At 46.2% G+C, this 20,400-nt stretch carries 14 protein-coding genes; 10 read left to right on the top strand and 4 right to left on the bottom strand.

The window, feature by feature from the left end; translation table 11 throughout:
- Window positions 1-6: 6 nt before the first annotated feature.
- Window positions 7-2,004, bottom strand: coding sequence for a ferrous iron transport protein B (gene feoB, locus LCM00_RS23825; RefSeq protein ID WP_224906686.1), 1,998 nt, complete (start codon window positions 2,002-2,004; stop codon window positions 7-9).
- Window positions 1,995-2,228 (bottom strand): FeoA family protein, encoded by a 234-nt coding sequence (locus LCM00_RS23820; RefSeq protein WP_224906684.1) that lies wholly within the window; start codon window positions 2,226-2,228, stop codon window positions 1,995-1,997. The genes feoB and LCM00_RS23820 overlap by 10 nt, the downstream gene beginning before the upstream one ends.
- 462 nt (window positions 2,229-2,690) lie before the next feature.
- Here LCM00_RS23820 and LCM00_RS23815 point away from each other — a divergent pair, with 462 nt between their 5' ends.
- The 7 genes from LCM00_RS23815 (at window position 2,691) to LCM00_RS23785 (ending at window position 11,689) form a co-directional block, all read left to right on the top strand.
- Complete coding sequence (locus LCM00_RS23815; RefSeq protein ID WP_224906682.1) at window positions 2,691-4,028, top strand: ABC transporter substrate-binding protein; 1,338 nt, start codon at window positions 2,691-2,693, stop codon at window positions 4,026-4,028.
- A 79-nt stretch (window positions 4,029-4,107) separates the two neighbouring features.
- The gene (locus tag LCM00_RS23810) at window positions 4,108-4,998 is read left to right on the top strand and encodes a carbohydrate ABC transporter permease (RefSeq protein WP_224906680.1); all 891 of its coding nucleotides are present in this window, start codon (window positions 4,108-4,110) and stop codon (window positions 4,996-4,998) included.
- Between the two features lie 18 nt (window positions 4,999-5,016).
- Window positions 5,017-5,904 carry a carbohydrate ABC transporter permease gene (locus LCM00_RS23805; RefSeq protein ID WP_224906678.1) on the top strand — a complete coding sequence of 296 codons (888 nt, stop codon included), beginning with the start codon at window positions 5,017-5,019 and terminating at the stop codon, window positions 5,902-5,904.
- A gap of 25 nt (window positions 5,905-5,929) precedes the next feature.
- The gene (locus tag LCM00_RS23800; RefSeq protein ID WP_224906724.1) at window positions 5,930-6,886 is read left to right on the top strand and encodes a carbohydrate kinase family protein; all 957 of its coding nucleotides are present in this window, start codon (window positions 5,930-5,932) and stop codon (window positions 6,884-6,886) included.
- Window positions 6,886-8,352: a glycoside hydrolase family 32 protein gene (locus LCM00_RS23795; protein WP_224906676.1), complete on the top strand. Its 1,467-nt coding sequence runs from the start codon at window positions 6,886-6,888 to the stop codon at window positions 8,350-8,352. Before LCM00_RS23800 ends, LCM00_RS23795 begins: the two co-directional genes overlap by 1 nt.
- A 51-nt stretch (window positions 8,353-8,403) precedes the next feature.
- Entirely contained in the window at window positions 8,404-10,158 is a 1,755-nt protein-coding gene (locus LCM00_RS23790) for a cache domain-containing sensor histidine kinase (protein ID WP_224906675.1), read from the top strand.
- Window positions 10,151-11,689: a response regulator gene (locus LCM00_RS23785; protein WP_224906673.1), complete on the top strand. Its 1,539-nt coding sequence runs from the start codon at window positions 10,151-10,153 to the stop codon at window positions 11,687-11,689. Before LCM00_RS23790 ends, LCM00_RS23785 begins: the two co-directional genes overlap by 8 nt.
- Window positions 11,690-11,825: 136 nt before the next feature.
- Here the strand turns inward: LCM00_RS23785 and LCM00_RS23780 are convergent, their stop codons facing one another.
- The gene (locus LCM00_RS23780; protein WP_224906671.1) at window positions 11,826-13,868 is read right to left on the bottom strand and encodes a S9 family peptidase; all 2,043 of its coding nucleotides are present in this window, start codon (window positions 13,866-13,868) and stop codon (window positions 11,826-11,828) included.
- 210 nt (window positions 13,869-14,078) lie between these two features.
- Between LCM00_RS23780 and LCM00_RS23775 the strand changes: the two genes are divergently transcribed.
- The 3 genes from LCM00_RS23775 to LCM00_RS23765 all read left to right on the top strand — a co-directional run bounded on the left by LCM00_RS23775 (window position 14,079) and on the right by LCM00_RS23765 (window position 17,393).
- A complete protein-coding gene (locus LCM00_RS23775) occupies window positions 14,079-14,795 on the top strand; it encodes a hypothetical protein (RefSeq protein WP_224906669.1) in 717 nt (238 codons plus the stop codon).
- Window positions 14,796-15,011: 216 nt separating this feature from the next.
- The gene (locus LCM00_RS23770; protein WP_224906666.1) at window positions 15,012-15,743 is read left to right on the top strand and encodes a plasmid pRiA4b ORF-3 family protein; all 732 of its coding nucleotides are present in this window, start codon (window positions 15,012-15,014) and stop codon (window positions 15,741-15,743) included.
- A gap of 318 nt (window positions 15,744-16,061) precedes the next feature.
- Window positions 16,062-17,393: a right-handed parallel beta-helix repeat-containing protein gene (locus LCM00_RS23765; protein ID WP_224906664.1), complete on the top strand. Its 1,332-nt coding sequence runs from the start codon at window positions 16,062-16,064 to the stop codon at window positions 17,391-17,393.
- 77 nt (window positions 17,394-17,470) lie between these two features.
- Here LCM00_RS23765 and LCM00_RS23760 read toward each other — a convergent pair whose 3' ends face one another.
- Window positions 17,471-20,071 carry a right-handed parallel beta-helix repeat-containing protein gene (locus LCM00_RS23760; RefSeq protein ID WP_224906662.1) on the bottom strand — a complete coding sequence of 867 codons (2,601 nt, stop codon included), beginning with the start codon at window positions 20,069-20,071 and terminating at the stop codon, window positions 17,471-17,473.
- Window positions 20,072-20,400 lie beyond the last annotated feature (329 nt).

Raw genomic sequence — 20,400 nt, 5'->3', positions numbered from 1 at the left:
TCCTTTCTATTTAACCAGTATCGATCCAATTTGATAGACAATGAAGGATAGGACGTAGGCTGTGACTAAAGCATAAGAAATGCTGAATAGTGTCAGCTTTTTAGATCCTGTTTCTTTGCTGATGACTGCAACAGTGGCCAGGCATGGTACGTAAATCAGGACAAAGACCATGAAGCTGTAAGCAGCGACTGGTGTAAAAGCCTGCTGTAATACCTCCTGCAGTCCTGATTCAGGGACGGCATAAATAATGCCCATTGTAGCGACGACTACTTCTTTTGCCAGGAATCCGGTTAATAGAGCTGCTCCTGCCTGCCATGTCCCAAATCCCAGCGGGGCCAGCAGCGGGGCAAAGATACCTCCAATCATAGCAAGGAAACTATCGTCCATGGACACACCGAGGCCCTGAGGTCCGGCATATGATAATAGCCAAATAAACACCGATCCGCCAAAAATAAAGGTTCCGGCTTTTCGGACAAAGCCTTTTCCTTTGTCCCATGTGCTTCTCCATAAGGTCGTCCATTGCGGGAAGCGGTAGGGAGGCAGTTCCATAATGAAATAGGATTGTTCATTTTTAAAAAGAGTTTTAGAGAATAATTTTGCCAGGATGAGTGCAAGTACAACCCCTAATACATACAAAGATAGAACAATCAGCGCCTGGAATCTGGAGAAGAATGCGCCAACGAATAGTGCATATACCGGTAATCTTGCAGAACAGGACATCAATGGCGTCAAAAGGATGGTTAATAATCTTTCCTTTGGCTGCTCTACTGTCCGTGCAGCCATAACGCCAGGCACATTACATCCAAAACCTATAATCATAGGGATGAAGGCTTTTCCGTTAAGGCCGATGCCTTGCATGATCCTGTCCATGACAGTTGCAACACGGGCCATATATCCCGAATCTTCCAGAAGGGAAATAAAGAAAAACAGGATAAGAATCTGCGGGACAAAAACCAAAACGCCGCCGACTCCGCTTATGATTCCATTGAGGATCAAGGCGCGTATAAAATCGCTTGCCCCTGCTGCATTAAGTCCGGTTTGGGCCCAGCTTGTCAGAGGACCTGAAAGAAATCCATCCAGGAGATCTGAAAGAGGATAGCCGAGCCAGTTGAATGTCAGCATAAACATCAAGTACATAAGGCCAAGGAAAATAGGGATTCCCAGTATTTTATTGGTTACCACCTGATCGATTTTATCAGACAGATTACTTCTCTTTTGCGCGTTATTTTCAACAGCTTCAGCAAGGATCTTCTGGATATACTGATCTCTGATCCGGTAGATTTCCTGGTGAAGGGAAGTATGGGAATGTTCCAGCAATTGTTCATTTGCCTGGGAAACAATATTGCTTAATTGCTCTTGCTTAGCATTCTGGAATAAATATTCTTCTACCCGGCTGTTGCCTTCCAAAAGCTGAATGGCTAACCAGCGTTTATTGTGACCTGTACCCGAAAGCTTTTGCACGATTTCCTGGATAGCATTTTCTATAACGGCTCCATAGTTGATAACAAGCGGCTTTACCTTCGGATTTTCCTTAGAAGATGTAAGTTCATTAGATAAAAAGTTCACACCGGTTCCTGTTCGGGCGATAATGGGGATGATGGGCAGTCCTAGTTGCCTGGAAAGCGCTCGTTCATCAACCATGATCCCTCGTTTTTGAGCCACATCTGTCATATTGAGCCCTATCACAATCGGCTTTCCATACTCTAATAACTGAACCGTTAACTGCAGGTTTCTCTTTAACTGTGAAGCATCGACTATATTAAGAATTCCTTCAAAATTTTCCTCCAGAAGAAATTGGGTAACCACACTCTCATCTTTGGAAATAGGGTTCAGGGTATAAACACCCGGGAGGTCAATCAGACGCCCTTTGCCGTCCCGCAAGGTTCCAACTTTCTTCTCAACGGTTACCCCGCTCCAATTTCCAACATACTCATACGAACCAGTTAGAGAATTAAACAATGATGTCTTCCCGGTGTTGGGATTGCCGAATAACGCTATTTGCATACCAATTCCACCTGAATGCAGCTGGCATCATTTCTCCGCAGACTCACACACTGGCCCTGGCAATCAATCATGCACGGCCCGCCAAAAGGCTGCTTATTTTTAACGCAGATTTCTGCATTCTCAGAAATTCCTAAATGGCTAAGACGTTTTTGAATAAGTCCTTGAACCTGGCTTACATTCACGATTTTTGCTAAGTCTCCAACTTTTAATTCATTCAGATTCATAAATGCGTTCCTCCAAGGGATAATAATGAAAATCATTATCAATTACAATAAATTCATTATAAGGTGAAAATAACGAATGGTAAAGGGGAATTTTGAACCAGGGGGTTGAACCAGGGGGTCAGGTCCAGTGGCTTATTTGAGTTTGGGCCAGGGGACCTGACCCGGCGGCCCATTACCTGAGCAAAGAGCCAGGGGGTCTGTCTCCTAAGAGCCAGGGGGTCAGACCCCCTGGCTCATTTTGAGCCAAGGGACCTGACCCCCCGGCCCAAACCCCAAAAGTTCCAAATATATATAACCTTATCTAAAGAAGTTTGAATTTTAAAAGGGGGTGAAACCCCTTACAATTTAGTTATAGATAGACATGCGGGGGTGCTTGAGTATTCGCGCAGGATATCTGAGGCATGTGTAAGTGTATAGAGGATTTATACATTAATAATAACATTTGGATAAGGGGGATTTTGCATGACCAGGAAGAAGGGTTATTTTTCGCTCGCTTTATTGATGTCCTTTGTGCTTATTTTTGCGGCAGGATGTGCCAGTGAGGAAGCGGGTTCGGATTCGGCAGATGCTAAAGATAAGAGCATTACGGTACTGGTGGAAGGCGGCAGCCCTGCTTTTAAGGTTTCGAAGGAGACGGCTGCTGAGTTCAAGGAAGAAACGGGCTATGAGGTGAAGATTGAATCGGTTCCTTATACCGGTGTCTATGACAAGCTGAAAGCGGAGGTGGCTTCACAGGCTGGGGCTTTCGATGTGGCGACCATTGATATTCTATGGTTCCCGGCACTTGCTGGAGGATTGCTGCCGATTGATGATCTAGTGACAGATGAAGTTGAGCAGGATCTCTTTGCCGGGCTGGTTGATGGCGGCAGCTATAATGATAAAGTTTACGGAATGCCTACGTGGACCAACGCCAAGAATTTAATCTATCGCAAAGATCTGTTTGAGGATGAAAAGAACAAGGCCGATTTTAAGGCTGAGTTCGGCTATGAATTAGCCCCGCCTAAGACGTGGCAGGAATACCGCGATATGGCGAAGTTCTTTACTCGGGATACAGATAATGATGGAAAAACGGATATGTATGGAACAACAGTTTTCGGTGCCAATAATGGGGATGCTGTAGCCAGCTGGCTCGACCATGCTGCACAGGCCGGCGCCAATCCGCTGGTGATTGATGAAGACGGGAAGGTCCTGATTAATTCTGAGCCTTATGTGGAATCTCTTCAATTTTTAACAGATATGCTGACGAAAGATAAATCGGTACCGGCCGGGGCTCTTGAAATAGCTTCTGCCGAAACCTCTGAGCTTTTCTGGAGCGGGAAGGCAGCCATGATGATTGGCTGGGGCCATTTCTATGTTCCGTCTAATGACCCTGAACAGTCGGATGTGGCCGGAAAAGTCGGCAGTGCCCCGATGATTGCCGGCGATGCTGGGATCGGTGCGGTTCCTGGTCCTTGGTATCAGGTGATTCCGAGCTCATCCAAAAAGCAGGATATTGCGAAAAAGTATCTGGAATTCCTTTATGACAAGAATGAATTGTATATGGAAACATTGGGTGTTGCCGCCAAGAAGTCTGTTTTCGAAGAGTACAGCCAAAAAGAGGGATATGAGCATCTTGAGCCTCTAATGGCAACCCTGAGCGGGGAGCAGACCCAGAACAGGCCGGCCATCAAGGAATGGCAGCAGATAGAAAGCGAAGCGCTGATCCCGGCTGTCCAATATGCTCTCTCGGGCGAAAAGACTCCTCAGGAGGCGCTTGACTGGGCAGCAGAAATCATTGAAGATCTTTTGCCGCCTCAGTAACTGAAAAAATGGTGAATTTCCTCATGGAAGCATGGGGAAATTCCTTTTAATCTATGAAATTGTAATAGGAGGTCAAGAAGTGAGACTGAGAAATGGCGCATTATCAGCGATGTTTTTCCTGCCGGCAGGCATTTTTATGCTTGTATTCCTGCTGTACCCCATCCTTCTCCTTGTCAGGGACAGCTTTTATAAAGTAGATTTTCTGAATGCTTCCGCCAGGGAATTTGTCGGACTTTCCAACTATGTGAGCTCTCTGACTTCAGAGCGCTTTCTCAAAGCTTTATGGAACACTGTCATTTATATAACAGCTGCTGTCGGAGTCGAATTTATCCTGGGCCTGATCCTGGCCTTGCTTTTGAGCAACGCGTTCAAAGGCAGCCAAGTCATCAGGACGCTGCTGCTGAGCCCTCTCATGCTGGCCCCGCTTGTTTCCGGTCTTATATGGAAGTTCATGCTGAATGACCAGTTTGGCATCATCAACTGGGGTCTTTATAAGATCGGCATCCTTTCTGATCCCCATCAAATCATGTGGCTGTCAGATTCGAAATTTGCCCTTTTTTCGACGATTATCGCGGATATATGGCTGACGACGCCGTTTATGATGCTCGTCCTCCTGGCCGGCCTGAAGGGGATTCCGCAGAGCCTTTATGAAGCGGCTGAGATTGATGGGGCAAGCAGGTGGCAGAAATTCAGGTATGTGACGATCCCGTCCCTGATTCCGGTTGCGACAGTGGCCCTGCTGATCCGGATTATCGATGCGGCCAGGACCTTCGATATTGTCTGGGTGCTGACGCAGGGGGGACCAGGCTTTTCCTCTGAGCTGCTGAGCACTTATATGTACAAAACCCTGACACGCTACGGGCAGGTGGGAGAATCCAGTGCGATGGCTGTCATCTTTATCATCCTTCTGCTAGGTCTAAGTTCATTTTTTATTACGAAACTATGGTCTCCGCGCAAGAAGGGGATCTAATTCTGGAGGTGAAATTCTATGTCTGATTTGTCATTGAAAGGAACAAAGCCGGAGCATGCTGCCGGAATCAGTGATATTAAGCTGAAACGGAAGCTGTGGACAGTTTTTATCATCACGGCCTCATGTCTGTTTGCCTTGATGTTCATGGGACCTTACATCTATCTGCTGCTGACGTCCCTGAAGCCCTCGGCCGAGGCAGTGAGCGCTCCTCCTACACTATGGCCGTCAAGGTTTTCTCTGGAAAACTATAAAAATATGTTCGAGTACCTTCCGATCGCAAAATATTTCTTGAATAGTTTCCTGGCAGCAGGAGCCAGCACTATTTTAAGTGTCTTCCTTGGCTCCCTTGCCGCCTACGGCATATCAAGGTTTACGTCTGCAACGGGCAGCTATTTTCTTCTTTTTACGCTTGTGATCAGGATGGTGCCGATGATCAGTATTGCAATCCCGATGTATATGATCATTAAAAGCATGGGAATTCTTGATACCCAGCTCGCCTTGATACTTGTTTACACAAGCCTTAATGTGCCGTTTGCAATTTGGCTGCTGATCGGTTTTTTTGACAGCATCCCGAAGGAATTGGATGAGGCAGCACGGGTGGATGGGTGCAGCTGGCTCGGGTCTTTTATCAAAGTCATCCTTCCGAACTCTTTGCCCGGCATTGCGACAGCGTCTATTTTTACGTTCATGCTGGCATGGAATGATTTCCTGTTTTCCCTGCTGATGACTAGCACCAAAGCAAAAACAGCGACGGTGGGAATTTCCGAGTTTCTTACGGCTTATAATCTTGATTTGGGTCCTATGACTGCAGCGGCGATCTCTTTCAGTCTGCCGGTCATGATTTTCTCCTTTTTTGTTCAGCGGTATATTGTCAGCGGCATGACGCTGGGCGCTGTAAAAGAATAACTAGTTGGGCGGTGATCTTGTGGAAATGTTTGATGTTACGAGTTTGGGAGAGCTGCTGATTGATTTTACTCCTTCTGGAAGCGAGGGGGAATTCATCAGGAATCCAGGCGGCGCACCGGCTAATGTATTGGCGGCCCTCGCCAGGTTTGGCAGAAGAACGGGCTTTATAGGCAAGGTGGGCGATGACCAGTTCGGCCGCTATCTTAAGCAGGTGCTGGACGAGAATGATATCGATACGGGAGGGCTGCTGTTTTCTCCGGATGTGCGGACCACATTGGCTTTTGTTCATTTAGATAAAGAGGGCGACCGGTCTTTCAGTTTTTACCGCAACCCGGGGGCCGATATGATGATTGAGGCAGCTGAAGTGAATAAAGAGATGGTGAAGCACTCCCGGATCTTCCACTTCGGTTCGCTTTCTTTGACTGATGAGCCTGCCCGCGGCGCCACCCTTGAGGCGGTGAGATATGCCAGGGAGTGCGGGACAACCGTATCCTACGATCCGAATTATCGGGAAAAATTATGGGAAAACGAAGAAGAAGCGGTAAGGTGGATGAAAGAAGGCATGAGGCATGCAGACATCGTCAAATTGTCTGAAGAAGAATTCCGCCTTCTCGCCGGGGATATGGACCTGCAGGGAGGATCAGCATTTCTGGCAGAACAGTTTGCCATCCCTCTTCTGCTGGTGACCCTGGGCAGTGAAGGGAGCTATTACCGGTGCGGCAGGGATAGCGGGAAAATCGGCAGCTTCAAAGTGAATGCGGCCGATAGCACAGGGGCGGGAGATAGCTTCATGGGCAGCTTTCTTCATCAATTCCTCCTGTCAGGGCTCAAGCCTGGTGAATTGAATAGGGAGAGGCTGGAGGAAATGGTCTTGTATGCAAATGCGGCTGCCGCTTTGTCTGTCACCAGAAAAGGCGCTATTCCAAGCATGCCGGGACCCGTGGAGATTGAGGACCTGCTAAGAAAAGGAGCGAAGAGCTGATGGAAGCAAAAATGCAGCATTATAAAGAAAAATATCGCCCGCAGTTTCATTTCACACCTAAGGAGAAATGGATGAATGATCCGAACGGGATGGTTTTCTACAAAGGAGAATATCATTTGTTTTATCAGTATCATCCGTTTGGCACCAAGTGGGGACCGATGCATTGGGGGCATGCGATCAGCAGGGATCTTGTCCATTGGGAGCATCAGAATATTGCCCTGGCCCCTGATGAGCATGGGATGATTTTTTCAGGGAGTGCGGTCGTTGATTGGAATGATACCTCAGGCTTCTTTAATGGAAAACCAGGGCTGGTGGCGGTCTTCACTCACGCAGATACCTATCCAGGGACTGACAGGCCGAGGCAGCGGCAAAGCCTTGCCTACAGCCTTGATGAGGGTCGCACTTGGATCAAATATAAGGAAAACCCTGTCCTGGCTGATGAGGAAATCACTGATTTCCGGGATCCGAAGGTGTTTTGGCACCATGATACCGGCAGATGGATCATGGTGCTGGCAGCAGGCCAAAGCATCCATATCTATAGTTCTCCTAATCTGAAGGATTGGTCTTTTGAAAGTGCATTTGGCGAGGGGGAGGGCGCCCATTATGGTGTGTGGGAATGTCCTGACTTATTCGAACTCGAAGCGGGTGATGAAAAGAAGTGGGTCATGCTGGTCAGTCTGGGAGATCATCCTGATGTGGCTTATGGTTCACGGACGCAGTATTTTATCGGGGAGTTTGACGGGAAGGTCTTTGTTTCGGAAGCGGACGGTGCAGATGTGCGCTGGCTTGATGAAGGAAAAGATAATTATGCAGGTGTCAGCTGGTCTGATGTAGAAAGTAATAGAAGAATATATATGGGCTGGATGAGCAACTGGCGGTATGCCAACGACATCCCGACAAAGCCTTGGCGCAGCAGCATGACACTCCCGCGCGAGCTTGTGCTTGAGCGTGTCTGCGGTGAATATAAACTGTTCCAAAAGCCGATTGCAAGCCTTGAAGGGCTGAGGGAAGAGCTGTTCAGCCTGCAGGATAGCCTCCACGTTCCAGCAGAGTATCCTCTTGCAGGCATTCATGGTGCTTCTCTGGAAATTGTGGCTGAATTTGAATATGAGGATCATGCTGAATTTGGCCTGAAGGTCAGGAAGTCGGCGGAAGAAGAAACGGTAATTGGCTATGATGCCGGCCGGCAGGAGCTGTTCATTGACCGGAGCAGATCCGGTGAATCTGATTTCAGCAGCTCTTTTGCATCCAGGGATGCCGGGCGAATTGTAAGCGGTGACAATAGATTGAAGCTGCAGCTTTTTGTTGATGCTTCATCTGTCGAAGTTTTCGCCAATAATGGGGAACTGGCCATGACAAGCCTTATTTTTCCCGATCCCGGCAGTGACACCCTTGAATTATACAGTGCTGGCGGCAAGGCAGTGCTTTTATCATTGAAAATATATACAGTGAATTCGATTTGGTAGAAGGATTCTCTATGACTGATTAAGTTTTGTTGAAAAGCAGGGGGACTGCATATGGATAAATGGCTGAAGATCAATGACTCTCCAATCAAATGGAAGATTATCGCGCTGGCGCTCTTTTCCACGCTGATCCCTCTGCTTGTGATCGGACCGTTCACCTTTTTTTATTTAAGCAAAGCGCTCGAAAATAAAGTTTCGGCCACGATAAAAAATTCCCTCGATATTTCAGATTGGAATATCGACACATTCATCAATGATATAGAAGACATTTCAAATTTCATTTTCTTATCGACGGATACAGAGGATTATCTTACACACAGGAAAACAGACCCGATGCTATACCGGCTGGAAACAAGGGCGAGGAAAAACCTGAACAGCTTCACCGTTGTCAACAGGCCCCATATTAACGCCATTTATGTAGGGAACGAGAACCATGGGTTATTGAAATTGAACCGCGGTGAAAGCAATCTTGAGGGCAAAGAGTTCAGCATGATTAAGGATGCCGGCTTTTATCCCGAGCTGATAGCCAGTCCCTGGAAGGGAGAATGGTATACAGGCAGCAGTGCCTCGCTTGTGAAAGGAACGAGCCAGCCTTTGCTGTATGGAAGGATCATCAGGAATCTTGGGACCAAGGAGCAGATCGGGGTGCTGCTGATCGAAGTGGATCCTTCCATATTCGAAGATATGTTCAATGATATCAAAACAAAAGGCAATATCATGGTTATGGATGGTAATCAGGTCCTCTATTCCCGCAATGACCAAATTGTATCCGCCGGGCAGGTCTCTGATATCATTGGGTCGCCTGATGAAGAAGGCACGGTAATCAGGGAGATTGAAGGTACCAGGTATGTGATCAATTACCATACGAACCAGAATACGAGCTGGAATATTGTAAGTATCATCCCTTATAAAAGCCTGCTTGGAGAAGTGAATCAGGTGCGGTGGGCGGCCATCACGCTGCTGCTCCTGGCTCTTATTGTCTCTCTTCTGGTTGCAGTCGTGATTTCGAAAAGAATTACGAAACAGCTGTCACTGCTGCGCAGGGTGACAGAGAAAATGGAGAAGCAGGAAGCCATCACCGGTATCCATTTTAATGGAAATGATGAGATCGGAAAGATCGGCGGCCGGTTCGTAGAGCTTTATAATCGCAATAATGATCTGACTGTAAAGCTGTACAAATCTCAATTCAAGGAAAAGGAAGCAGAGCTGCTTGCCCTCCAGAGCCATATCAATCCGCACTTTCTCTATAACACGCTGAACAGCATCTACTGGCTCGCTGAAAAATCAAAAGCAAAGCCTATCAGCAAAATGGCCATCAGCCTTTCAAAAATCTTTAAGCTAACCTTAAATGATGGCAGCCCGATCACGACTGTGAATAATGAAATTGAGCAAATCAAAAGCTACCTGGACATTCAGAATATCCGTTTTAATAATAAAATTCACTACAGCATCGATGTCAGCCCGGACATATTGGAAGAGAAGATTATCAAGCTGATCCTGCAGCCTATTGTTGAAAACTCTGTATATCATGGACTGGAGCATCTTGGCGGAGAAGGCAGCATCACCATAAAGGGCTACAGGCAGGATAACAGCCTCATCTTCAAGATCAGTGATACGGGGATCGGGTTTGATGATAAAATCATCCCCCAGTCAAAAGGCTATGCCTTAAAAAATATCAACGAAAGGCTGAAGCTGCGCTATGGGGAAGAATATGGGGTATCAATCCACAGTAAACCGGGAGAAGGAACCACGGTTATTTTAAAAGTGGGTTTACAAGGTCAAATCTATGAGGTGCGACAATATGTATAAACTGTTAATCGTTGACGATGAGCAGCTGGTCATCGATGGTCTATCTGCCGCGATTGATTGGGAGGAACACCATATTACGATTACTGCCACTGCCTCTGATGGAGAAGAAGCTTTTGAAAAAATCATAAGTCTGGAGCCCGATATCGTGCTTGCAGATATCAGGATACCCAAGATGAATGGGTTGGATCTGATCCATAAAGTCCGCAGCCACAGGCCTGAAACCTATTTTATCGTCATAAGCGGGTATTCCGAATTCGAATATGCCAAAAGGGCGATAGAGCTGGAGGCCATTGATTACTTGGTAAAACCGATCCAGGCAGAGGAAATCCTCAAATCGGTCGAAAAGGCCATCTCTAAATACGACAAACGCAAAGAAGAAAAGCAAATCGATGTAAAGCTGAAGCACTATCAAGATGAGCAGGAAGAAAAATATATACTCGACTGCATACTGGGAAACAGGCTGGATCCGTCTTCTGTTCGAATCAAGCAGTTTTGTGTGATGGGAATCAGAGTGGATAGTCTTGACTGGGGGGATCCTGTCCAGAAAGGCAGGATAGAGTCTGTTTTGGGTGCGATCAAAGAAAAGATGAAGATGTGTGGAGCAGACAGTTATCTTTATATCATTGATGGGCTGATTGTCATCATGCTTTTGCCAGCCGCTCAACAGCCGGATGAACTTCTGTATCAGGATATCAGTGCCTTCATCAGCCAGGAGCTGCAGGCGGCTGTATTCCTCGGAGTCAGCAGAATGCACGAAGGCGCATCCAACCTCAACAAAGCCTACTCGGAAGCAATGAAAGCTTTGAATATAGGGAATTATACTGACAGCCCAATTACAGAATATGAGAACCTGAAAGAAACCGATGCCTGGATTGAATCAATGCTGCTCCAGGAAATCGAAACTTTTTTCAAAAGCCAGAAGGCCAATGTGCTCAGTGATATAGACTCTCTTATGGGCAAGATTATGGAGAACTCCAAAGAAGGCAGCCTTCCGCCTGAAAAGGTCAGATACATTTGCTTTGAAGTAGTCAGCCATGTCATTGACTATATAGAACAAGAATATGAAGTTAAAGCAATCGGGACTGAAAGGCATGTGCTATTCGATGAGCTGAATGCCCTGTCCTCCCTTGAAAAAATCAGATCCTGGTTCACCCAGCTGATCAGCCGCATTAAAGGGTATCTGGACGAAAATAAAATATCCCACAACGACAAATTGATATTGGATGTGAAAACCTATCTTAAATCCAATTACAGCGAGCCGATTGTACTGGACGACTTGGGGAGGAAATTCCACAAAAACGCAGCCTATCTCTGCAGCTTGTTTTCCAAGGCAGAAAACCAGACCATCATCGAATATATCACCAGCGTAAGAATGGGAGAAGCCAAAAAACTATTAAGGTCCACCAACTATAAAGTATCTCAAATATGCACACTCGTCGGCTACGAAAACCAAAAATACTTCAACCAGGTCTTTAAGAAAAACACAGGCACCACCCCGGGAACATACCGGTCCATGCATATAATAAAATGAGCCAGGGGGACAGACCCCCTGGCTCATCTTGTGTTTGAGCCTGGGGGTCTGTCTCCTTGGTTTGATCTTTAATCAGAAAAGAGCCAAGGGGACAGACCCCATGGCTCTTTTTGAGTTTGAGCCACGGGACCTGTCCCTATGGCCTAATCTTATCCAAAATAAACGCATAACAAGCCGCAGTTTCTTTCAAGTGGTTGAAACGGCCTGAGGCACCGAAGTGGCCGGCACCCATGTTGGTTTTGAGGACAAGGGTGTTGTTATCCGTTTTCAAGGCTCTTAGTCGTGCAGCCCATTTTGCTGGTTCCCAGTATGCAACCCGCGGGTCGTTCAGGCCGGTTGTGATATACATATGCGGATAGTTCTTGGCCTCTACATTGTCGTAGGGGCTGTATGATTTCATATAGTAATAGTCTTCTTGATTTTCAGGATTGCCCCATTCATCCCATTCCAGGGTGGTGAGGGGAATGGTTGCATCAAGCATGGTTGTGACAACATCGACGAACGGAACTGCCGGAACGGCTACCTGGAACAGATCACCGGCCATATTGGCCACTGCGCCGACTAGCAAGCCGCCCGCACTGCCGCCATAGGCTGCCATCTGACTTGAAGTTGTATAGCCTTTTTCAACAAGAAATTCCCCTGCAGCAATGAAATCGGTGAACGTGTTCCGCTTGTTCTGCATCTTTCCGTCTTCATACCAATTCCGTCCCATTTCGGAACCGCCGCGCACTTGTGCCGTGACATAGACTACCCCTTTTTCCAGCAGAGGCAGGCGGTACGGATCAAAACGGGGATCGCTGTTTGCTCCATAAGATCCATAGGCATACAAAATTAATGGTGCCGGCCCATTTTCCAGCGCGCCTTTCCGATAAACGACGCTCAGCGGGACTTGAACTCCATCCTCTGCAGTCGCCCACAGCTGCTCTTGCTGGAAGAGGGACGGATCATATTCCCCGCTGACAGGCGCAACCTGCAAAGAATTCCTCTCGCCCGTCAGCAGATTCAGTCCGTATGTGGTTTTAGGCGTAATCAAGGACTCATACTGAAGAAGTGCCTCTGCTGTTTCATAGCTTTGGCCGGGTAAAATAGATACCGTATAGAGGGATTCATCCCATTCAATGCGCTCCAGCTCACCATCGCGCAATACCCAAATTTGCGTCAGCCCGTTCTCACGGCCAGAGAGAAGGAGGGTATCCCGAAACGGATACATAGCTTGAAGATAGCGGTCCTCACTATGCTTAACAACCTTCTCCCGTGCAGAAAGGTCATCGGCCGGGCAGCGGAGCAGCTGAAAGTTCAGCGCACCCTCATTGGACAAAATAAGCAGGTTATCCTCCCAATGCTCGACAGTGTACTCTATCCCCTCCCGACGCTCATCTACTAGCTGCAAAGGAGTCAACGGGGAAGCAGCATCCAACAGGCGAACCTCGCTCGTCGTTTTTGACCTGGAATGTGCAAAAATATATTTCCCGCTCTGCGATTTAGAAATGTATAAAGAAAATGTTATATCTTTCTCTTCATATAAAAGTTCATCACTGCTGTTTTCACTTCCCAGGCGATGCCGCCACAGCTGGTAAGGACGCTGACTTTCATCAACCGTTATGTAGAAAATATACTCTCCGCACTGGCTCAGCTCCATGCTGCCATGAATAAAGACATCCGGAACTTTATCCGGCAGCAGCTCACCTGTTTCCAAATCCTTCACATAAATGGTATAGCGGTCAGTGCCATCACGATTCTCCAAATAAGCCAGGCGGTTATGATCTGTGCTTATACGCTGCAGCGTTACACTTAAATAATCACCCTCAGCGGCTAACTTGTTCAGATCCAGTATAACTTCCTCTTTTGCTTCCGGAAGCTGCTCGCGGCTTGCTGCCTTCTTGCGGGCATAGATTGGATACTGCTTGTCTTTGTCCAAAAAAGAATAATAGAAGTACGGTCCATGCTGCACCGGCACCTTCACCTCTGAATCAGGAACCCGGTCAACCATGCTTTGATAAAGCTTATCGGTCTGCTCCTCCAATGGGCGCATGATTTCATCGTAATAACGATTTTCTTCTTCCAGGTAAGTAATGACCTCCGGATTGTTGCGGTCCCTCAGCCAATAATAGTCGTCCTCACGCACATCCCCATGCAGATTGTGGGGGTGTGGGATGCGTTTTGCAATAGGTGGTTTCATTGGGATTCTCCTTTCGTTGTTGGTAATAGTTTCGAGGTGGTGGGGGGGAAATCCTCTTTTTGGGTTGAGGGCGGTTTTGGGCCGAGGGGTCGGGTCCCTTGGCTCTTTTTGAGGCTGGGCTACAAAAGCAAGGACCAAAACACTATTACTTTCTTCTGCTTCCTTGTTAGCATAAGAATACATTTGAATAATTTTTTTTACTTTCGAGAAGTGGGAAAAGAAGAAATAATGGGTAACCGGTACCTTTCTGATTATGGCTGGGAATTTAATTGGCTCCACCCAATATCGCATGGTTTTAGGGTATTCGGGTTAGTTACCAACAAAAATCCCGACTTTGTAGAAGGTCTTATTGCTTTAAAAGAAAATCCTGATGAAGACTTTCTTTGTGTAGATGTAGATATAATTGAATCTGCTCCGCAAAACAAAAAGTTTATAAAGGGTGTACTAAACGAAGAGCGCTCAAATATTAATGTGGGAAGAATTCTCATAGCATTTGCATGTTGGTACAGCATAGATAAAGGGTATGATGGGTATGTAGGACTTACATCCAAGAGCAGCAAATATCCTTTTTATATGAGTATGGGAGCCAGACAGACGTTTGGACAATATATTATGTTTGATGACATTGCAGCTAGTAGGCTGGTCAAGCAAATATTTTCCGGGAGGTGTATTATGGTGGCAGGACTCAAATTCAAATTGAGACATATTAAAAGAACGCCAGATGTGCATGCTATTGCCAGGAGTGATATTATGCGCAGAGATATCGACAAGTTTGATAATGCTTTCCCAGATGGTGTGTTTGCATTCCCGGCATCCACTGAATCCCCAAAAGTGAAAATAAGAGCGTTAGATAAATACTGTAAAGAACATGGAGTAGAGCCAAAAGATTTAACAGAAGACGAAATGAAGCCGTTTCTTGTATATTAAGAAGTCCCTGCAGGTTGGGGGACTTTTTATTTTTGGGCCGAGGGGACAGACCCCTTGGCTCTTTTTAAGACTGAGCCACGGAACCTGTCCCTGTGGCTCCGCTTTATTGGGTATAATAGAGAAAACACTGCATGTCTTGGCTAATCATAATTTCAGAATGGGCCAGGGGACCTGTCCCCCTGGCTCACCACGCAATAGTATGGAGGCGAATTTAACTTGAAATCATATATTATAAGAATAGAATTAGAAGGGTCAAACCCATTAATATGGAGAAAAGTCATCATGCCAGCCGGAGCGACGTATAAGAGGCTTCATGATGTCATCCAGAATGTGACCAATTTTCGTAGTGGTTATCCTTATGACGGTTATCATCTTTTTGAGTTTGACCTGATTGAGGACCAGAGGATTGTTACAGATAATGAAGAAGCTTATCTTGAGCATCAGCATTTTAAGAAAAACAAGGGCATATATGAAGAGCGGCTGAGATCAATGCCTGCGGAAATGTTGGATTTTGAGAAGAATCGTCAGGAAAGATTGAAGGTTGAAGTGCGCAAGCCTAGCGGTTTAAAAATCGATGATTATCTGGAAAAATATAAGGAAATTAAATATTCCTATGATTTTGGGGACGGCTGGCGTTTCAACGTGAAGCTTGAGCAGACTGTCGATGACTACTACTTTGGTTTTCCAACCCTGCTTGATGGAGCAGAAACAGCACCACCTGAAGATGTGGGCGGGATGCATGGATTCTATGAATTTCTAGAAGCTTATCAGGATGAGAAGCATCCTGAACATGAGGACATGAAAGTTTGGGCCGAATCGGCGTATTTTCGGGAATATGATCCTGATTCCCTTAATAGTAGATTAAAAGGGCTAAATTACAAGAAAACTGAGTGGGATAAGATTAACCACGAAAGATACATGGTTATTGAGGATAAGTATCGGAAGTGAGCCAGGGGGACAGACCCCTTGGCTCTTTTTCGGTTCATGGGAAGACTGGGCCACCGGATCTGTCCCGGTGGCTCATGATTTTCTAAATATATATAACCTTTTCAAAAAAACTTAGAATTTTAAATACTTTGTTTGGACTTTAGAATAGAGACTGTATAGCTTTGACGCTAATAAATGAAAGCGAAAACAAAAGTTGCTATCAGATAACGGAGGAATCAAGGCGAATGTGCAGCAGCCGAACAAGCTCTATACTATTGTCACCTGCTAAGCTTTCAAAAATTTACAAACAACACACTAAATAGATAGGAGAATGGATATATGGCCAGCAAAAATTACTACGATGTAACAGAGTGGCCTGCCGGTGATCCGTATGAGGATATTGGCGGGGTAATCAATAGTATTATTGCAGATGTCAAAAGCCGGCAAACGGACAATGATGTGAATAAGGGCGGAAAGCCGGGTGCGGTTATTTATATTCCGCCGGGGGATTACCGCCTTGCCAGCCAGGTGGTTATAGACATCAGTTTTCTTAAAATTATGGGTTCGGGTCACGGGTTTACTTCTTCGAGTATTCGCTTTAATACTCCTAAGAATGAGTGGGCGGATCTGCATGAATTGTGGCCCGGGGGCAGCCGGATACTTGTAGATATTCCTGTGGATGCGAATGATGAGGAATATAAAGGAGCTGCGTTTTATGTTGAACGAAGTGGTAATCCCCGTATAAGTTCGGTGGAGTTTGCTGAATTTTGTATTGATGGTTTGCATTTTATTGATGATGGTTCTGGAGAAGCTAATCCGGAAAACACTTATACTAACGGAAAGACGGGAATTTATGTTGCGAGTGCTTGTGACTCTTTTCGGATTACAGGCATGGGATTGGTGTATTTAGAGCATGGACTTACTATTTATCATGCAGATGCTCTGACCATACATGATAATTTCATAGCTGAATGCGGCAGCTGCATAGAACTGCGAGGCTGGGGCCAGGCTTCAAAAATAACCGACAACCTGATCGGAGCCGGTTTTAAAGGGTATTCCATTTACGCCCAAAATTTTGGCGGGCTTTTGGTAACAGCGAATAATGTTTTTCCGCGAGGTGCGAGCAGTATCTACTTGGATGGTGTTACACGTTCAAGCATCACAAATAATAGACTTCATTCCTTTTATCCGGGAATGGTGGTATTCAAGGAAAGTTGCTCGGAAAACCTGGTTTCTTCCAATCACTTTTTACGCGACCATGAACCCTGGACCCCTTTTGTAGGAAAGGACAATGGATTGGATGATCTGTATGGCCTCCTCTGTATCAATGGCAATCATAATTCTGTCATGGCCAATCACTTTTCTGAAGTCATTAATAACCAGCACATCAAGCCGGCAGGTGCGACACCAGTCATCATACGAATTGTATCGGGCAGTGGAAATTATATCTCCAATAATCATGTAGTTGCCACAGGGGTAGACGCCAAATCAAGTGATTCCTGTTTCTCTGCACAAGTAGAAGCTTTGCTGACAACCGAAGCATCAGAACCCCTTGCCGTAACAACCGTACTGGTAGAAAAAGAGTCGTTTCAAAATACCGTCCTTGACTCAGGAAGAGAAGGGCAGGTGGTCCTCGATAAGACAGTCAATGCGTTTAGGGCGACACCATAAGAGGCAAGGGGAGAGCCAAGGGGCCTGACCCCCTGGCTCTTTTTTCCAGTCTGAGCCAAGGGGCCTGACCCCCTGGCTCATTTCTTAGCCTGACCAGGAGGCATCTGCTTCACATGCACCTGCAAACTAGCTTCCAGCCCATTATATGAAACAAACACTCTTGCTTTTCCTTTCTTGCCAGCATGAATAGTGCCGTTCTCGACAGAAATAATAGACTCATCTTCGCTTCTAAACACTAACCCAGATGTTATCACCTTTTTATTCCCGTCAAAGTACGTTCCTTTCACGATAAGTTGTGAAGATTCGCCTTCTCTTAACGACCCAGGGCCTTCAACAGTAATCGATACCGGATTCGCAGCCAAGGCTCCGACTGTTCCGTTGTCTGTCCCTGCAGTGTTAAGCAAGCTATTAGGTGCAGGGCGCAGGAAGTTGCCATAAAGGATGTTTCCGTCTTCGTCTCTTGCAAATTTTTCAGGAACTTCTACACTGACAAAGTCTTCTGCTGTAACGGCGGTTCCTTTGCTATTGACGGTTTGGGTTCCGTCATAGAAGAAGTTCGTGTGGTCCTTGTTACCTGACACAAAGTCTTCCAGCGCACCGGATTTTGTGCGGAAGGAGAGGTTGTTTTTAAAAGTACCTTGCTCTTCCGATGTGAAGTACGGATTGATTCTAAAGATATAGTTGAAGCGCTTGTTATCAAAGGATGTGTTATTTTCGACGATCATTTTTCCAGGATTGAAGTTGTCTGTGAACCCGTCCATATTATTGTCGAATGCGATGTTGTTCCGGAGGATATGGGCAACGGGCAGGCCTTCGCCGCCGACTTTAAAGCCGCTTCCGGAGGTGCCTTCCGTGTTGTAGCCATTGCTGAGCTTGCCATTGGAGTAGGATATATTTCCTTCGATTGTGACTGGCATATTGGCGCCCTCATTGGTCCGGTTGTACAAATCCCAGCCGTCATCAATATTGTGATGGGCAATATTGCCTCTGAACACATTGCCGACACCAACACCGAGTTTCGCAGCAAATCCGTCTGCATTGATATCAGACGCATCGCGGTTATCATGCGATTCACTGTTTAAAATTAAATTATGTTTTGGCCATAAGTCAGGGTTTGAGCCGCTGCCGCTGATATGGAACCCGGTGTCGCCGTTATAGTTGAAAAGCATTTGCTCAATGATATTATGATCGCCGCTGAGCCGCATGCCAGTAGATGCCGATTTAGTAATCTGAATGCCAAAAATTCTCCAGTAATCTGCATTCAGTTGAAGAACATTGCTCAGTTTTCCTTGGCCGTCAATGACCACATTTTCACCATTATAAGCGGCCAATGTTTTCATCTGATCCTTTGTCCCGCTATAGGCTTTCTCAATCTTGACCACATTAGCAGGGGTATAGACGCCTTCGCGCATAAAAATGGCCTCGCCAGGGAGAACATACTTAATCGCTGTTTCCAGATCGACTGGATCCTCGATCGTTCCTTTTGCTGAACTGCTTCCATCAGGGGAGACAAACAAGCCTTTGCCGCTATTGTAAATCTTCTTTGTTACCGTGATTTCTTTTGAAATCGGATAAGCGGAAGGACCTTCTGCTGGTGTGTAGGTTACGTTGAATTTGGCAGTATCCTGCAGCAGCTTTGTACTGAACGAGTAAGCTTCATTTGCTTGAACGGCAGCACTGCCGACGACTTCCTCGCCATCTTTCTTCACGGTAACCGTTCCGTTGTAATTGGCGAGCACCTTCAGATCATAGTTTTCAGAGCCGGCCTGTTCTGCTGAAACGATATTCATTGAAGGATCTGCAGGTGCAGGCTGTACTGGCTCTGACGGGACTGTATGGGCTTCGCTCACCGTAAGCTTTGCATTTTCAATCGTCATTTTGGCATTTCTTGATGCATAAAACCCAACATACATATTGTCAGGGTCAATTACCTGAACTAAATCAGCGCCTTTGACTCTTTGTTCGAACGTTTTCTCTTCGCCTGTATGTGTAAAAGTGGTGGACATGATGAATTCTGTATCTGTTCTTTCAAGCTTTACTTTTACCGGTGTCCCGATCGGAAGAGCGTATTTTGAATCTGCTGTAAACCCTGAAGCCTTTAGCTGGCTTCCAAGATTGCCCCATGGATACTGAACCCCTGTGCGGTAGATGGGAGAAACACCGTGGCGCATCATGCCGACGCCAAATATATTGGAAGCTGCCGGAACTTCTTCATAGCCCGGAATCATTGGATCCTGCCGGGCACCGCCAATGGCGTCGCGCACCATAATCCCGGCACCTTCCTGGCCGCTCGGATTCGCGCCAGTTTCAGGCCCAAGCTGGTCGATCGTCATATCTGCCTCCAGGACGAAATTATCAGTATGAGGATTAAGCTTGGCATAGTAAAAGGTCAATCCATCGTGCCCAGGGGCGAGCTTGCCTCCGCGGCTTTCCAACGTGATTTTTCCATCAATCGTGCCTGGTTTTTCTGGCTCAGCATAGTTGGTGCCAACTTTCTCAGGCAGCACATTGGCTGAAAAATTAAGATCGGTTGACTGGCCAAATGTGACACTTTGCCAATTGAGGCTTGAAACATCTGTAATTTCCTTGTTTTCAGCTGCTGATGCCATCGGAGCTGAAGCCGAAACCATCAGCAAAGCAGCCAAAGAAACACTGCGCACTTTGGAAAGCGTTTTCAAAAATATCCACTCCTTTTAAATCTCATAATCGTGCACCAGGACTAGTAAATGGGACAGATTTTTTGAGTTTCAATGACGCTGATCAAGAGTACCCACGGAAGAGTTCAAAAGCTATAGCCTAAAAAGCTATGTAGAGAGGCAGTCCTACTGTCCATGAAATCACTTCATAAAGAAGAAAATAATCACCCTCCTCCTGATTCATAGGTCTATTCTATAGAAGAAAAAATTTAAAACAATTAAAAACTTTTAGATAATAGTTTGGAATATTTAGATATTTGAGCCGGGGGGGTCAGACCCCTTGGCTCTTTATTGAGACTGAGCCAAGGGGT

The sequence above is a fragment of the Bacillus infantis genome (genome assembly GCF_020171945.1).
GTDB lineage: Bacteria > Bacillota > Bacilli > Bacillales > Cytobacillaceae > Bacillus_AB > Bacillus_AB infantis_A.
Note: the sequence above shows the minus strand (reverse complement) of the source record. Positions and strands in the feature narration are given on the sequence as shown.

Coding starts and splice junctions, on each gene's coding strand:
- feoB (WP_224906686.1), bottom strand. CDS start 2,004: ATGCAAATAGCGTTATTCGGCAATCCCAACACCGGGAAGACATCATTG.
- LCM00_RS23785 (WP_224906673.1), top strand. CDS start 10,151: ATGTATAAACTGTTAATCGTTGACGATGAGCAGCTGGTCATCGATGGT.
- LCM00_RS23765 (WP_224906664.1), top strand. CDS start 16,062: ATGGCCAGCAAAAATTACTACGATGTAACAGAGTGGCCTGCCGGTGAT.
- LCM00_RS23795 (WP_224906676.1), top strand. CDS start 6,886: ATGGAAGCAAAAATGCAGCATTATAAAGAAAAATATCGCCCGCAGTTT.
- LCM00_RS23790 (WP_224906675.1), top strand. CDS start 8,404: ATGGATAAATGGCTGAAGATCAATGACTCTCCAATCAAATGGAAGATT.
- LCM00_RS23805 (WP_224906678.1), top strand. CDS start 5,017: ATGTCTGATTTGTCATTGAAAGGAACAAAGCCGGAGCATGCTGCCGGA.
- LCM00_RS23800 (WP_224906724.1), top strand. CDS start 5,930: ATGTTTGATGTTACGAGTTTGGGAGAGCTGCTGATTGATTTTACTCCT.
- LCM00_RS23780 (WP_224906671.1), bottom strand. CDS start 13,868: ATGAAACCACCTATTGCAAAACGCATCCCACACCCCCACAATCTGCAT.
- LCM00_RS23815 (WP_224906682.1), top strand. CDS start 2,691: ATGACCAGGAAGAAGGGTTATTTTTCGCTCGCTTTATTGATGTCCTTT.
- LCM00_RS23820 (WP_224906684.1), bottom strand. CDS start 2,228: ATGAATCTGAATGAATTAAAAGTTGGAGACTTAGCAAAAATCGTGAAT.